At 69.5% G+C, this 15,247-nt stretch carries 11 protein-coding genes; 6 read left to right on the top strand and 5 right to left on the bottom strand.

Annotated features, from left to right (window positions below; genetic code table 11):
* Positions 1-29 precede the first annotated feature (29 nt).
* Together cysC and cysD are read right to left on the bottom strand one after the other, a co-directional pair.
* Complete coding sequence (gene cysC / locus AVL48_RS37860) at positions 30-1,859, bottom strand: adenylyl-sulfate kinase (protein ID WP_061980717.1); 1,830 nt, start codon at positions 1,857-1,859, stop codon at positions 30-32.
* Entirely contained in the window at positions 1,859-2,767 is a 909-nt protein-coding gene (gene cysD, locus AVL48_RS37855; protein WP_061980718.1) for a sulfate adenylyltransferase subunit CysD, read from the bottom strand. Before cysD ends, cysC begins: the two co-directional genes overlap by 1 nt.
* 77 nt (positions 2,768-2,844) lie before the next feature.
* Here cysD and AVL48_RS37850 point away from each other — a divergent pair, with 77 nt between their 5' ends.
* Positions 2,845-3,309, top strand: coding sequence for a nuclear transport factor 2 family protein (locus AVL48_RS37850; RefSeq protein ID WP_061980719.1), 465 nt, complete (start codon positions 2,845-2,847; stop codon positions 3,307-3,309).
* Here AVL48_RS37850 and AVL48_RS37845 read toward each other — a convergent pair.
* Positions 3,287-4,246, bottom strand: a complete 960-nt coding sequence (locus AVL48_RS37845; protein WP_244162472.1) for a helix-turn-helix domain-containing protein — start codon at positions 4,244-4,246, stop codon at positions 3,287-3,289. The two genes, AVL48_RS37850 and AVL48_RS37845, sit on opposite strands and share 23 nt — an antisense overlap.
* 93 nt (positions 4,247-4,339) lie before the next feature.
* Between AVL48_RS37845 and AVL48_RS37840 the strand changes: the two genes are divergently transcribed.
* The 3 genes from AVL48_RS37840 to AVL48_RS37830 are packed head-to-tail and all read left to right on the top strand — an operon-like array spanning position 4,340 to position 7,498.
* Complete coding sequence (locus AVL48_RS37840; RefSeq protein ID WP_061981111.1) at positions 4,340-5,548, top strand: hypothetical protein; 1,209 nt, start codon at positions 4,340-4,342, stop codon at positions 5,546-5,548.
* A complete protein-coding gene (locus AVL48_RS37835) occupies positions 5,545-6,327 on the top strand; it encodes an SDR family oxidoreductase (protein WP_061980720.1) in 783 nt (260 codons plus the stop codon). Before AVL48_RS37840 ends, AVL48_RS37835 begins: the two co-directional genes overlap by 4 nt.
* Before the next feature lie 10 nt (positions 6,328-6,337).
* On the top strand, positions 6,338-7,498 hold the full coding sequence (locus AVL48_RS37830) for a sulfotransferase family protein (protein WP_061980721.1): 1,161 nt from the start codon (positions 6,338-6,340) through the stop codon (positions 7,496-7,498).
* A 76-nt stretch (positions 7,499-7,574) separates the two neighbouring features.
* Here AVL48_RS37830 and AVL48_RS37825 read toward each other — a convergent pair whose 3' ends face one another.
* Positions 7,575-9,260: a GGDEF domain-containing protein gene (locus tag AVL48_RS37825; protein WP_061980722.1), complete on the bottom strand. Its 1,686-nt coding sequence runs from the start codon at positions 9,258-9,260 to the stop codon at positions 7,575-7,577.
* A gap of 72 nt (positions 9,261-9,332) precedes the next feature.
* Positions 9,333-10,469 (bottom strand): lycopene cyclase family protein, encoded by a 1,137-nt coding sequence (locus AVL48_RS37820; protein ID WP_061980723.1) that lies wholly within the window; start codon positions 10,467-10,469, stop codon positions 9,333-9,335.
* Positions 10,470-10,551: 82 nt separating this feature from the next.
* On the opposite strand from AVL48_RS37820, the gene AVL48_RS37815 reads away from it, so the two are divergent.
* Positions 10,552-12,129, top strand: a complete 1,578-nt coding sequence (locus AVL48_RS37815) for a deoxyguanosinetriphosphate triphosphohydrolase family protein (RefSeq protein ID WP_061980724.1) — start codon at positions 10,552-10,554, stop codon at positions 12,127-12,129.
* Between the two features lie 150 nt (positions 12,130-12,279).
* On the top strand, positions 12,280-15,201 hold the full coding sequence (locus AVL48_RS37810) for a S8 family serine peptidase (RefSeq protein ID WP_487246458.1): 2,922 nt from the start codon (positions 12,280-12,282) through the stop codon (positions 15,199-15,201).
* Positions 15,202-15,247: the final 46 nt, after the last annotated feature.

Genomic DNA, 15,247 nt, shown 5'->3' with positions numbered 1-15,247 from the left:
TGTACCGGGCTTCCCACGGTGGCTTAGTCTCAGTCGAGGAGGGTGAGGATCACCGCGGCCATCGCGGCGGGGTCCCCGTTTTCCGGCGTCAGCACCAGATCCGGGCTCTCCGGTGGCTCGTAGGGCGCGTCCACCCCGGTGAACCCGCTGATCTCACCCGCCCTCGCCTTCGCGTACATTCCCTTGGGGTCGCGGTCTTCGCAGACTTCGAGCGGGGTGTCGACGAAGACTTCGAGAAACGGCAATCCGGCCGCCTCGTGCGCGGCGCGGGCGAGTTCACGATCTGCCTGATACGGGCTGATCAGCGAGACCACCGACACCACTCCGGCGTCGGCGAACAGCTTCGCGACCTCCGCGACGCGCCGGACGTTCTCGGCACGATCCGCCGGGCCGAAGCCGAGGTTGCCGTTCAGCCCGTGCCGCAGATTGTCGCCGTCCAGCAGATACGCGGGCCTACCGGACGCGACCAGCCGTCGCTCCAGTTCCACGGCCACACTCGACTTCCCGGACGCGGAAAGTCCGGTGAGCCAGACGGTGAGCCCGCGTGTCGCGCGTTCCTCCCTGGTGACGGCGGCGGTATGCCAGACGACGTTCGACGCCGTCACGCCCGGGCCGGTGATCATGCCGGCCGCGACCGTCGCGCCGGAATGCTCGTCCACGAGGAGGAAACCGCCGGTGGACCGGTTGCGGCGGTAGGAATCGAACAGCAACGGCTGCCGTGAGCGCAGCCGGATTCGGCCGATCTCGTTGAGAGACAAGGATTTCGCGGTCTCGTCGCGGTGCAGCGTGGTGACGTCGAGGCGATAGTCCAGGTCGCGGATCTCGGCCTTGGTCTCGCGGGTGGTGTGCCGTACGACGTAGCTCGCTCCCGGCGACAGGGCGCTTCGCTCGGAGAACCAGCACACCATCGCGTCGACGTCGCGGCCGGTGTGCGGACGGTTCCCGGGACGGCAGATCAGGTCGCCGCGGCCGAGGTCGAGGTCGTCGGCGAGTTCGATCGTGACGGCCTGCGAGGCGAAGGCTTCGGTGATCGTCGTGCCACCCGGTCCCCAGATCGCGCGTACCGTCGTGGTGAATCCGGACGGCAGCACGGTGACCTCGTCGCCGGGTTTGAACACCCCGCCCGCGACGGTGCCGGCGTAACCGCGGAAATCTCGGCTGTGTTCCCGGATCACGTACTGCACCGGGAACCGCGCGTCGACGAGGTTGCGATCCGAGGCCACATGCACCTGTTCGAGGTGGTGCAGCAGGGAAGTTCCTTCGTACCAAGGCATACTGGCGCCGCGGTGCACGACGTTGTCGCCATGCAGGGCCGACATCGGGACGAAGGTGAGGTCGTGCACCTGGAGCTTCATGGCGAACCGCCGGAAGTCCTCGCGGATCTCCTCGAAGCGTTCCTGCGACCACTCGACGAGGTCCATTTTGTTCACACACAAGACAAGGTGCGGGATCCCGAGCAGGCTCGCGAGAAAGGCGTGCCGCCGCGACTGTTCGAGTACCCCTTTGCGGGCGTCGATCAGGATCAGCGCGAGATCCGCGGTGGACGCTCCGGTGACCATGTTCCGGGTGTACTGCACGTGTCCCGGTGTGTCGGCGATGATGAACTTCCGCCGGGGGGTGGCGAAATACCGATGGGCGACGTCGATCGTGATGCCCTGCTCGCGTTCGGCGCGCAGGCCGTCGGTCAGCAGCGCCAGGTTCGGATACGCCTCACCGCGGGCGCGGCTGGTGCGTTCGATGGCTTCGAGCTGGTCGGTGAACACCGTCTTCGAATCGAAGAGCAGCCGTCCGATCAGGGTTGACTTCCCGTCGTCGACACTGCCCGCGGTGGCGATCCGGACAAGCTGCGAGGCACCCATCAGAAGTAGCCTTCCTTCTTCCGGTCTTCCATGCCCGCCTCCGAGATCCGGTCGTCGGCGCGGGTGGCGCCACGTTCGGTGAGCCGGGTGACGGCGACTTCCGCGACCACCTCACCCGGCGAGGCGGCCGTCGACTCGACGCAACCGGTGCAGGTCGCGTCGCCGACGGTGCGGAACCGGACCGTTGCCTCGTAAGGGGTTTCGCCTCGCGCGAGGGTGAGGAACCGGGTGTGCGCGAGCAGCATCCCGTCTCGCTGGACCACTTGCCGCCGATGCGAGTAGTAGATCGACGGCAAGGTGACGCCCTCGGCCTCGATGTACTGCCAGATGTCGAGTTCGGTCCAGTTCGACAACGGGAAGACGCGGATGTGCTCGCCTTTGCGATGCCTGCCGTTGTACAGATCCCAGAGCTCGGGCCGCTGATTGCGCGGATCCCACTGGCCGAACTCGTCACGGAAACTGAACACGCGTTCCTTCGCCCGCGCCTTCTCTTCGTCGCGCCGCGCGCCGCCGAAGACGGCGTCGAACGCGTGCTCGCGGATCGCCCGCAGCAGGGCGGCGGTCTGGAGCCGGTTCCGGCCCGCCTGGGGATCTTCGACGACGCGGCCCGCGTCGATGTCGTCCTGGACACTGGTGACGACGAGGCGGAGGCCGTACCTCTCGACGGTGCGGTCGCGGAATTCGATGACCTCCTCGAAATTGTGCCCGGTGTCGACGTGCATCACCGGGAACGGCGGCGGCGACGGCCAGAACGCCTTGGCCGCCACGTGGAGCATCACCATCGAGTCCTTGCCGCCGGAGAACAGCAGTACCGGCCGTTCGAACGTCGCCGCGACCTCGCGGAAGATGTGCACGGCTTCGGCTTCGAGTGCTTCGAGATGGGTGAGTTCGTACGCCGGGGACGTCATGGCGACCTCCGTGGTTGGAGAGCAGAAAAGTAGAACAAGTTCTTGTACTTGGTCAAGGGGAGGAGGACGCTGGCGGCATGGACCTGGTCGCACTCGAAGAGATCCGACGCCTCAAAGCCCGCTACCTCCGGTGCCTCGACCTGAAGCTGTGGGACGAGATGGCCGGAACCCTGACCATCGACGCGCACGCGCGTTACGGCACGCCCTCGTACGGCGAGCCTTTGGACTTCGAGGGTCGCGAGGCGATCGTCGGGTTCATGCGCGACGCCGTCGGGCCCGGCGTCACGACGGTGCACTTCGCCGGACAGCCGGAGATCGACGTCGACGGCGACACAGCGCGGGGTACCTGGCTGATGCGGGACAAGGTGATCGTCCCCGAACACCGGGTGGTGATCGAAGGCGCGGCGTTCTACGAGGACACCTATCGGCGCGTGGACGGCGTCTGGCTGGTCGCCTCCACCCAGTACGACCGGCTGTACGAGACGATGATGTCGATGGACGACCTGCCGAGCTTCAAGCTCACCGCGAACCGGTGGTCCTGACCCCGCGTTCAGTCCTCTGAATGCGGTCCTTGCGTGCGCAACTACCGCATTCAGAGGACTGAACGCGGGGGCGGCGGCCGCCCGACTCGGCGGTGACGGCATCGGCGATGGCGACCAGCGCCGCGCCCCGCCGCGCGATCTCGGCGCCGGTGATCGACTCGCCGACCGACAGCGTGAGCACCAGTTCCTGTCGCCCGGCCGCGTCGAACGACGGCGCGGCGAGCAGGCTCACCGCGTGTTTGCGGCGCGGTTCGAGGTCGGCGCCGAGGTAGACGCGCTCGCCGAGACTCGAGACGAGCTCTCCGACCAGGCCCCGCACTTCCGGTGGCAGTTCTTCCGCGCCGACACCCGCCATCAGCGAGTAGAGCCGTCGCCCCGCCGAAGTCAGACTCTCCACCAGGTAACCGTGTTCGCGGCATTCGGCGACGACGCGACGCAGGTGCGCTTCGTCCAGCCGCACGGGCACGGCCGGGGGTTTGGCGAGCCACGCGTCGAACGCCGCGTCGGAATCCCACAGCACGTACATCAGGCCGACGGGCGGGGCGAACGGGTACGTCTCGCCGAGCTTGACCCGCCCTGGCCCGGCGCTCTGCAGCATCAGGATCCGGTCGCCGACCACGGCCGACGCGGTGCAGGTGGCGCCGTAGCGCTTGCTGAGGTCCTCCAGATGCCGTCGCGCGACCTCGCTCGCGCCGAAGCCTTCGCCCGCGACGCGGCCCGCGGCGATCATCGCCGGCCCGAGCCGGTAGGTGACCGGCCGCGGGTCCCGGACGAGGTAGCCGCCCGCGGTCAGCTCCGTCACGATGCCCAGGCAAGTCGGCTTGGCCAGCTCGAGTTCGCGGGCGAGTTCCGAGAGACCGAAGCGCTGCCCGGGGCGGGCGGCGAAGAAGTCGAGCAGCCGCACGACTCGCTCGGTCGGTGGAGAGCGCCGAGTCACGGTCATTGACCCACCCTTAGAACGCGTTCTAGTCTGATCCTGCGAAAAACGTACCAAGTCGGTACGCATTTGTACCAGTATGAGGAGTCGCCGGTGCTCACTCAACCGTTCGCCGACGCGATCGTCGAAGCCGAGAAGGTCATCGCCGAGGCGCCGCACATCCGGACCGAACAGGATCTCGTCGAGGGGTACGACTACCTCGCCGGCAGCATCCGCGCGTCCCTGCAGATGGCGTGGGCCTACGAACGCGACTATCCGTACTTCACCCAGTCCACCGGTCCGTACACGAAGATGGGCCTGGACAACCCGGACACGCTGTACTTCAACGCGAACATCCGCGAAGACCGGGAGTACGTCGTCACCGGGACGCGGGGGAGCACTGCCGACGTCAGTTTCCAGATCCTCAACGGCGACTACTCACCCGTCGAGGTGCCGGACAGCCTTGCCGCCTTCGACGACCGTGAGATCGAAATCGCCGAGGACGGCACGTTCGAACTCCGCTTCGGACCGGCGAAGGCCGACCCCGGCCCCGACAGCGCCGATGAGTTCTCGGCGGGAAAACGTGCCTCGAACTATTTCGTCCTCGGTCCTGGCTCGTCGATGCTCGTGGTCCGCGAGGTCTACAGCGACTGGGCCACCGAACGCCGCGGCACGATCCAGATCCAGTGCGCCGACACCGCGGGCGGTGCCCCCGCGCCACTCACGCGTGACGTGCTGGCCAAGCGCTACGGCGTCACCGGCAAGATCCTGCTGAGCAGGCTGCGGACCTTCCTCGCCTTCCCGAAGTGGTTCTACCTGCGCCTGCCGGTGAACACGATGACCGAACCACGCCCCACACCGGGCGGCCTGACCACGCAGTACTCGTCGGCCGGGCACTACGAACTCGGCGACGAGGAGGTCATGATCGTCACGGTGCCGCGTTCGGACGCGCCGTATCAGGGCATCCAGCTCGGCAGCATCTGGTACCTCTCGCTGGACTACATCAATCACCAGACCAGCCTCACCGCCGACCAGGCACGGGTCGACCCGGACGGCAAGATCCGCTTCGTGATCAGTGAACGCGATCCGGGCCTGGCCAACTGGCTCGAACGCACCGGGCACGACCGCGGATACGTCCAGATCCGCTGGCAGCGGCTCTCCCGCGCGCTCGACGCCGCCGACGGTCCCCACGTCGAGGTGGTGAAGTTCGGCGAACTCGCCGACCGGCTGCCGTTCCACGACGAGGCGCGCGTGTCCCCGCAGGAGTGGGCGGCGCGGATCGCGGCCCGTCAGACCGCCGTCGCGGCGAGGATGCTGGGATGACCGATCTGTTGCGGGACAAGGTGGTCGTGGTCTCCGGTGTCGGGCCGGGGCTCGGCCGGTCCATCGCGGTGCGCTGTGCCTCGGCGGGCGCCGACGTCGTTCTCGCCGCCCGAACCGAATCCCGGCTCGCCGAGGTCGCGAAGGAGGTCGACGCGCTCGGCCGCCGCGCGATCACCGTGCCCACCGACATCACCGACGACGCTTCGGCCGCGAACCTCACCGATGCCGCGGTGAAGGCATTCGGGCGCGTGGACACGTTGGTGAACAACGCTTTCGCCATCCCGCCGATCATGGACCTCGCCGACGTCGACCTCGCCGACGTGCGCGCGGGCTTCGAGACCAACGTGCTCGCCGCGCTCCGGCTCACGCGACTGTTCACCCCGGCACTCGACGAGAGTGACGGTTCGGTGGTGATGATCAATTCGGCCGTGCTGCGGCATTCGCGGCGGACCTTCGGCGCGTACAAGATGGCGAAGTCGAGCCTCCTCGCCCTCGCGCAAAGTCTCGCTTCGGAACTCGGCCCGCGCGGGATCCGGGTCAACTCCGTGGCGCCCGGCTACATCTGGGCGAACTCGCTCAAGTGGTATTTCGCTCATCTGGCCAAGGAACGCGGCGTGCCGCCAGAGCAGGTGTACGCGGAAACGGCGGAGACGATCGACCTTCGCCGCCTGCCGGAACCGGACGAGATCGCCGACACCGTCGTGTTCCTGGCCTCGTCGCTGGCCCGGTGCGTCACCGGTCAATGCCTCGACGTCAACGCCGGCGAATACCACCACTGAAGGGGAGAACATGCTGCCAGGACGGGAAAACATCGGCACCGTCGAGGATCTGCACGCGTCGGCGGCGAAACTCACCGGGCTGGACGACTTCGGTGGCGACGACCATCTCGAAGGACTGCGGGTCCTGCTGGATTCGTACGCCGGCGAGGCGGGGCTGACACCGTACGGCAACAAGGTCCACCGCGCTTTCCTGCGCGGTGCTCTGGTGGCGAGGTCGTTGAGCGAGGCGTCGTGGAAGCAGAATCCCGCCCACGCCGAGGTTCCCGTCGAGCGGCCGATCTTCGTCACCGGTCTGCCGCGCACCGGGACCACGGCGCTGCACCGGTTGCTCACCGAGGATCCGGCGCACCAAGGGCTGGAGGTCTGGCTGACCGAGGTGCCGCAGCCGAGGCCGCCGCGCGAGACCTGGGCGGACAACCCGGTGTTCCAAGGGATCCAGGCGGGGTACGAACGGCATCACGTCGAACATCCCGAGTTCATGGGCCTGCACCACATGTCGGCCGATCAGGTCGAGGAATGCTGGCAGCTGCTGCGCCAGTCGCTGAAGTCGGTCTCCTACGAATGCCTCGCGCACGTGCCGTCGTATTCGCGCTGGCTGGACGGGCAGAGCTGGACCGACGCCTACCGCAGGCACCGGCGCAACCTGCAGCTGATCGGGCTGCCCGACGCCGGGCGTCGCTGGGTGCTCAAGAACCCGAGCCATCTGTTCGCGCTCGACGCGCTGCTGGAGGTGTACCCGGACGCGTTGATCGTGCAGACGCATCGCGCGCCGAGCACGATCATCGCGTCGGTCTGCAGCCTGAACGAGCAGGCGTCCGACGGCTGGTCCGACGTCTTCCGGGGCGAGGTGATCGGCCGTGGCCAGCTGGAGCTGTGGGCGCGGGGCGCGGAACGGGCGCTCGAAGCGCGGGCGCGGCACGACCCGGCGCGGTTCTGCGATGTCCGGTACGAGGATTTCGTCGCCGATCCGATCGGGACGGTCGAAGGTGTCTATAAGCATTTCGGGCTGCCGTTGTCGGCGGAAGCGCGGGACGCGATGACCGCCTTGCACACTGAAAGCCGGACTGGGGAAAGGAAACCCGCGCACCGGTACGACCTCGCAAACTTCGGCCTCACCACGGGCGAGGTCGACGAACGCTTCTCCGCCTACCTGGCCGCCTACGACCTCTGAACCTCCCGCGTTTCGTCCTCTGAACGCGGTGGTTGCGCGCGCAAGGACCGCGTTCAGAGGACGAAACGCACGGGGGTCAGAAGCCCGCGGCGGCGCGTGGGGAGGGCAGGCCCCGGGTCGTGATCCCGCGCAGCACCTCGACGCGGTCCGAACCCGGGCGTCCGAGCACCCAGCTGGACCCGGGCACCTCCTTGGCGCGCTTCTTCAACGGCGCCAGCAGCCGGGAAGCGTCCTTATAGGACTTGATCGCGCCGTTGCCGCACACCAGGGTCGCGAGCGACACCGTCACCGGCATCTCGTCGGCCGACCACGGCGTGTCCAGGAGCGCGGCGGCGACCGTGCCGATCTCGTCGACGTCGCAGGCGATCAGGAAATCGTCCCCGCCGACGTGGCTGACGCGCATCCGCCGCAGCCGCGACTCCAGCTCGGTGAGCGTCCGGCCGAGGGTGCGGATGAGGTCGTCGCCCGCGGCGAACCCGGCGGTGTCGTTCACCGTCTTGAACGAGTCGACGTCCAGCCAGGCCGCGACAAACGGCTCCCGGGCGTTGATGCGGCGGTCGACGTCCCTGGCGACGGCGTCGCTGCCGGGCAGCCGGGTCAGCGGGCTCAGCGACACGGCCTCCTCGACCTTCGCCTCCGCCACCCCGCGGACGACCTCGGTCACCAGCACCACGCCGAGGCAGCGGCCGCGGTCGTCGACCACCACGACGTCGTCGCCGGTGCGGCCCCAGTCCGCGTCGGTGACCAGTTCGAGGAATTCGAGCGCGCTCGCGTCCACGTGGATGGTGTGCGGCGCGTCGGCGAGCCGCGAGGCCGGCCGCTTGGCGTGCAGGGCGTGGCCGTACATCCCGGTCACCGAGACCAGGAACCGTGTCCGGTCGACCGACCACTGTGGACGGTGCCGGTCGTCGATGCCGACGACGCCGCTCGGCCCGTCGGCCGCGGCCAGCACCTCGCGGACGTCGTCGCAGGTGGCGTCCTCCGGCAGGGTGGTCGCGGGCCGGAGGAAGTCGCCGACGCGACGGGCGCGGGCGGTGCCGGGGATGAACGGGCCCGGCGCGTCCGGGGCGGGGAGCGGCGCGTGGTTGCCGTCCGGTGGCGCGAGCAGGTTGCCCTGCGCGATCCGCACGCCGAGTTTCCGCGCGGCCTCCAGCTGCTCGGTGGTTTCGAGCCCGGTGGCGACCAGCCGGTTGTCGGTGCGCGACGCGAAGTGCAGCACCGCTTCGACCACCGCGACGGCGGCCGGATCGTGCGGCAGGCCCCGGAGCACGGTGCGGTCCAGTTTCACCAGGTCGATCGGCGCGGAGGCGAGCAGCGTGAGCGGGAGGTCGCCGCGGCCCAGCCCGTCGAGCGCCAGCCGGAAGCCGAGGTCGGTCAGCCGCCGCATCCCGGTGAGCAGCTGATCGGCGGGGACCAGGGAGAACGGCGGCCCGATCTCCAGTACGACGTCCCTGGTCCGGCGGCCGGCCAGGCCGAGCGCGTCGGTGAGCGGATCGAATTCCGACGGCGGCGCGGCCACGGTCCTGGCGGACAGGTTCAGATGCAGGGGGAGGGGGTTCTGCGGGTCGTTCTGCTGGCGCACGGCCTCGGCGGCCAGGCCGATGTCGACCTCGGCCAGCTTGCCGCTGCGCCGCGCGTCGGCGAGCAGTTCGTGCGCGGTGCCGCGTCCCGGCCGCGCCAGTGCTTCGAACGCGACGACGCCACCGGTGTGCAGGCTGTACAACGGCTGGTAAGCGAAGCGGACCGCGATCTGCAACGTCACAAGCGCATATTCGCTGGTAACGGGCCGAAACGAAACACGTGTCAACTGATGTTCATCGGGAAGGCACCCGGGTTACCCAGAACGGAGCAATCCCCGGAGCCCATGCCACCCGATCAGGTGTTTTCTCACTGACCATGGCGCCATCCGGAAAAGTGCCGTCATCGCTTCGGTGGTACCCGGCAGGTCTTCGCGACCCGACGTGAACGCCCGCTGAAGCTCGACTGGGAGTGAGAAGAACAGCTCGAAGAACACCGGGAGCAGCTCGGACGGCATCCCGCACAGGCTGCGCAGGCCGTGCAGCCGCAGACTGTGGACGGTTCGGGCGGAGGACGGCCAGAGCACCCGGTGAGCGGCCGACGCGGCCGCGGCGGGCCCTCGCTCCCACGCGCGGGCGACGGCGTCGGCGACCGGATCCGCGAGCCGTACCGAGGTCGCGACGCTGTATCCGGTCGCCGGATGCACCAGTCCGCCGGCGGCGCCGAACGGCACCGTCCGGCCGCGCCGGGGCGACGGCACGTCGAGCACGATCCGGACGCGTTCCTCGCGCCCGCGTGACGTCAGCCCGACGGCCGCCAGGCGGGTCCGCAGCCGCGCCGCCAGGAGCTCCGGCGGCAGGCCGGGTTTGCGGGCCAGCGAGGTCTCCTCGACCAGGACGGTGCCGTCGCCGAGCGGCAGCACGTACAGGAAACCGGACCCGGTCTCCCGCCAGTCCATGAACACGGCCGTGCCGGGGCTGTCCACCAGCCGCAGCGCCTCCTCGGCGGGGAGGACGACGCCGAACGCCGTCTGTTCGTACCGGTTTCCCCGGAGCCGGGCTCCGGAGGCGTCGAAGTACAGGCCCGCCGCGAGGACCCGGCCGTCCTCCAGCCGCACCGACGAACCCAGACCGCCGTGGTCCACACCGGACACCGTCCCCCGGACGACGTCGTAGCCACCGGTCAGCCACGTCCGCAGACCGGCGTTGTCCAGCACGACGTACTGCCGTTCGAGGATGTGCGGTCCGGTGCCGAAGGCGAGCGTCGTCGAAGGCGCACAGGCGACGGCGCTTTCGGGCAGGGAGGGCAGTTCGTCGGCCCACAGCCCATAAGTCGCCCGCCAGCGCCGCTCCGGCGCGGGGTCGATCAGGACCGTCGCCAGGCCGCGTCGCGCGCAGGCACGCGCCAGCGCGCGTCCCGCCGGGCCGCCGCCCGCGATCACCACGTCCGCCACCTGGGCAGTGTCTCAAAGCGCGCTTTCGGATTTCCGTCCGTAGGCAACTCATCATGCCGCCGCGACGGATACGGTGTCACGCATGGAACAGACGGACCCGAGGCTGACGGATCCCAGGACGTGGCGGCGCGAACCGGAGAGCGCGAGCGCCGGGTTCAGCGATCTCGCCACGAGCCCGTTCCGGATCGACAGGGACCGCATCGCGGCGTCACCGTTCTTCGCCCGGCTCGGCGGAGTGACCCAGGTGGTCAGCGCCGGGGGTGCCGGACTGCTGCACAACCGGCTCACCCACAGCCTCAAGGTCGCGCAGGTCGCCCGGGCGATCGCCGAGCGGATCAACGCCACCAGCGACTCCGCCGAACTCGCCGCGAAACTGGGCGGCTGCGACCCGGACGTCGCCGAGGCCGCCGCGCTCGCGCACGACCTGGGGCATCCGCCGTTCGGGCACCTGGGCGAGCAGACCCTGGACCGCATCGCCCGGCACCGGTTCGGCCTCGCCGACGGATTCGAGGGCAACGCGCAGTCGTTCCGGATCATCACCACGACCGACGTCCGCGGCCCGTCCGCTTCCGGGCTCGACCTCACCACGGCCGTGCGCGCCGCGGTGCTGAAGTACCCGTGGGCCAGGCTGCACGTGCCCGACCCGCATCCGACGTCGATGGCGGTCCAGCCGCGCGGTGCGGCCGAGCCCGCCGACGCCCCCGGCACCGGCGCGAGCAAGTTCTCCGCCTACAGCACCGAACTCGACGACTTCGCCCAGGCACGGGCGCCGTTCGACGGCCGGATCGAACCCTGGCAGCAGACCGTCGAAGCTTCCGTGATGGACACCGCCGACGACATCGCCTACGCCATCCACGACCTGCAGGACTTCCACCGGATCGGAGTACTGCAGCACGCGCCGGTCGCCGCCGAGTTCACCGGCTGGGTCGAGCACGCGCTCGACCTCGCCGGGCTGGACGACGCGACACTGACCGCCGAGCGGCGGCTGCCCGGTCGTTCGCTGGAACGGCTGCGCCGCCGGATGCACGCCAAGGACGGCTGGATCGTCGACGACGACGCCTTCACCAGCGCCGTCGCCCGTGTCCGCGCCGAACTCGTCGACGGTCTGCTCGCCACCGCGTTCGACGGTTCCATCGAGGCCGAGCAGGCCACCGCCGACTTCTCCGCGAAATGGACCGCGCGGCTCGTCGACGGCGTGCAGGTGGTGCCGTCGCCCTCGACCCGGACGGGGCATCTCACGCTGCGGCCCGCGCAGTGGCACGAGGTGCAGGTGCTCAAGTTCGTGCATCGCCGGTTCGTGCTGCTGCGTCCCGAACTGGCGCTGCACCAACGCGGACAGGCGAGCCTGGTGACCACGCTGGTCGACGCGCTCGACGCGTGGCTGCTCGACCGCGACGAGTTCTACCGGCTGCCGCGACGGCTGCACGATCTGGTGGAACTGGCGCAAGCGGAGTTCTCCGCGCTCGCGCGGACGTCGCCGGAACTGCTCATCGGGGCGACCGGGGAACCGGTCACCGGTGCGGACGCCGTACGAGGGCTGGCGCGGGGGCGCGCGGTGGTCGATTTCGTGGCGTCGCTGACCGACAAGCAGGCGGTGACGCTTTTGGACGGTTTGTCCGGGCGTGCTTCCCAGCCTTGGTCGGACTCGTTCGTGCTGTAGGACTTCCCGGCATTACGCTGAACGCCCTCCCGAAGTCACTCGAACGGCTCCTGCCGCCGGTGCACGCTCGGTACTTAGCTTGATCCAGCCGGTGATCGCCGGCGTCGGTCTGCGTGAGTCGGGGCACGCGCCCAAGAATCGGAGGCGCACGTGCGTCCAACCCGTTCTAGCAGGAGAAGAAGAACGATCCTGGCCGCGGGCACCGCGGCCATCGTCACCGCGCTGGGCCTGGTCGGCCCGCCCGTCGCGGCGGCGGAAACCGGGCAGTCCCCGGACGCGTTCTCGGAGAACACCGTCCGGCAGATCGAGGCACTGCAGTCGATCAAGAAGAGCCAGCACGCCGGTGAGTCCAAGGTGGACAGCCGGCTGCTCGTCGAACAGAAACTCCGCGCACAGCGGATGTCGGCTTCCGCGGTTCCCGCACTGGGGTCTGGGGCGAATGTCTCCGCGGCCGGCACCGTACTCGTGGACATCCGTGGCCAGGTCTCGGACGAGCTCCTCAAGAGCCTGCGTGAATCCGGTGCGGGGATTCGCGCGGTCTCGGCCCGCTACGGCAGCGTCCGCGCCGAGGTTCCGCTGAACGCGGTCCCCGCGATCGCCGGCCGCGCGGACGTCAAGAAGGTCGAAACCGCCAACGAGGCGTTCACCGCCCGTCAGCTCGCCGAGCCCGCCGGTCAGCAGGCGAAGCGGGAAAGCAAGGAAGAGAAGGCCGCCCGGATCGAGGGTGAGCTGAAGAAGGCCGTCGAGGCCAAGGGGCAGGTCGGTGCCGCCGCCGGGCCGATCACCAGTGAAGGGGACCGTGCGCACAACGCCGACACCGCGCGCCGGCAGTTCGGCGTCACCGGCGTCGGCACCAAGATCTGCGCGCTGTCCGACGGCATCAACTCACTCGCTGTCTCGCAGGCTCGCGGCGAACTGCCGGCGGGCATCGACGTCATCCCCGGCCAGGAGGGCGACGGCGACGAGGGCACCGCGATGCTCGAGATCATCCACGATGTCGCGCCGAACGCGTCGCTCGGTTTCGCCAGCGCGTTCAACTCCGATGCCAGTTTCGCCGACAACATCCGCAAACTGCGGTTCGACGCGGGCTGCGACGTCATCGTCGACGACGTCCTGTACTTCAAGGAGTCGCCGTTCCAGGACTGGATCATCGCCCAGGCCGTGAACGACGTGACCGCGGACGGCGCGCTCTACTTCTCCTCGGCCGGTAACGAGGGCAACGTCGCCGACGGCACCTCGGGCCACTGGGAAGGCGACTTCGTCGACTCCGGCAAGAGCGTCGGCAAGTACGCCGGTACCGCGCACAACTTCGCCGGTCCCGCGGGCAACCAGATCTTCGAGCCGATCTCGAACGCCTCCTCGGCGCGCGTGCCGGTCACGTTGTTCTGGTCGGACCCGCTGGGCGCCTCGAACAACGACTACGACCTGTACCTGCTGAACGCGGCGGGCAACGTCGTGGACTTCAGCCAGGACAACCAGACCGGTACCCAGGATCCGTACGAGCGAGTGGACACGCCCGCGGCAGGCGGCACCGGACTGCGGCTGGCGATCGTCAAGTTCTCCGGTGAAGGCCGTTACCTGTCGCTTTCCGCGTTGCGCGGCCGGTTCTCCGATTCGGCCGACGGCCTCAAGGCCTACACCAGCCCCGGCGTGACCGTCGGGCACTCGGCCGCGCGGGCCGCGTTCAGCGTCGCGGCGGCCCCGGCGGCCAAGGCGTTCCCGCGGGCGCTCGAACCGGGCGACCCGGCCAATCCGGCCGGTCCGTTCCCGGGAACTTTCGGTGCGACCACCAAGGTCGAACGGTTCACTTCGGACGGTCCGCGGCGGATGTTCTACCAGGCCGACGGCACGCCGATCACCCCGGGAAACGTGTCCGGGACCGGGGGTGAGGTCCGCGCCAAGCCGGACATCACCGCGGCCGACGGCGTCTCCACCAGCGTCTCCGGTTTCACCACGTTCTACGGCACGTCGGCCGCCGCGCCGCACGCCGCCGCGATCGCGGGACTGGTGCTCTCGGGCAACCCGGGGCTGCCCCCGGCCGAGGTGCGTGAGGCGCTCGTCGACACCGCCGTCGACATCCTGACCCCGGGCCGCGACAACTCCAGCGGCGCCGGCGTCATCCTCGCCGACAAGGTCCTCGCCTACACCGGCGCCAGCCCGCAGCCGCTCGCGCAGGCGGGGCAGCCGACGGTCACCCCGGCCGACGGTGGTTCCGCGCTCGATCCGGGTGACACCGCCAAGGTGACCCTGCCGGTGACCAATCGCGGTGACGGCACCGCGACGTCGACCAGCGTGGTGCTCACCAGCCCGACCCCCGGTGTCACGGTCGCGCCGCGCTCGAAGTCGTACGGCACGATCAGCCCCGGGCAGACCGGCGTCAACGACTTCACCATCACCGTTCCCGCCACGCAGGAACTCGGGGTGCCGGTGGTGCTGAACGCGCGAGTGACCTTCGCGGGTTCGTTCTCGCCGACCACGTCGACGTTCTCGCTGCCGGTCGGCACCCCGTCGCCGGTGACGCGGAACTTCGCCTACGCCGGAGCCGCGGTGGCGATCCCGGACAGCGACCCGACCGGCGTGACCGTGCCGATCGCGGTGAGCGGTGTCGGGCGCGCGTCGAAGGTGACGTTCTCGGTCGACGGGACTACGTGCGGCACTGACGAGAAGTCGGAGACGGTGGGCATCAACCACTCCTACGTCGGTGACCTGGTCGGCACATTGACCTCGCCTTCGGGTGCGAAGGCGACGCTGTTCCAGCGCGGCGGCGGCTCGGGCAACAACCTGTGCCAGGTCGTCTTCACCGACACCGCGGCCGCTCCGTTCAGTTCGGTGGCCGCGGCGAACGCGCCGTTCACCGGGACCTACAAGCCGGTGCAGGCTCTCGGCGGCCTGATCTCCGGTGTGGCCGCCGACGGCACGTGGACGTTCACCGCGATGGACGCCGCCGGTGGTGATACCGGATCGGTCCGCTCGGTTTCCTTGCACATCAACGGTTTCGTTCAGGCCGGCGCGGCCGAGCGGCCCGCGGGCGTCGGCAAGTCCGTCGGCCGCGGTCCGGTCAAGCCGGTCTAGCTCCTGGTCGCCTTCACGCGCGGGGGTCGGGGAGTGTGCGGGTCGG

It is taken from the genome of Amycolatopsis regifaucium (genome assembly GCF_001613935.1).
Taxonomy (GTDB): domain Bacteria; phylum Actinomycetota; class Actinomycetes; order Mycobacteriales; family Pseudonocardiaceae; genus Amycolatopsis; species Amycolatopsis regifaucium.
The sequence above is the reverse complement of the archived record's forward strand: the minus strand, read 5'-3'. Positions and strand labels throughout refer to the sequence as shown.

What these genes read in the sequence shown, in the direction of transcription:
- cysC (WP_061980717.1), bottom strand. Translation starts at nt 1,859, where the DNA reads ATGGGTGCCTCGCAGCTTGTCCGGATCGCCACCGCGGGCAGTGTCGAC.
- cysD (WP_061980718.1), bottom strand. Translation starts at nt 2,767, where the DNA reads ATGACGTCCCCGGCGTACGAACTCACCCATCTCGAAGCACTCGAAGCC.
- AVL48_RS37850 (WP_061980719.1), top strand. Translation starts at nt 2,845, where the DNA reads ATGGACCTGGTCGCACTCGAAGAGATCCGACGCCTCAAAGCCCGCTAC.
- AVL48_RS37835 (WP_061980720.1), top strand. Translation starts at nt 5,545, where the DNA reads ATGACCGATCTGTTGCGGGACAAGGTGGTCGTGGTCTCCGGTGTCGGG.
- AVL48_RS37830 (WP_061980721.1), top strand. Translation starts at nt 6,338, where the DNA reads ATGCTGCCAGGACGGGAAAACATCGGCACCGTCGAGGATCTGCACGCG.
- AVL48_RS37815 (WP_061980724.1), top strand. Translation starts at nt 10,552, where the DNA reads ATGGAACAGACGGACCCGAGGCTGACGGATCCCAGGACGTGGCGGCGC.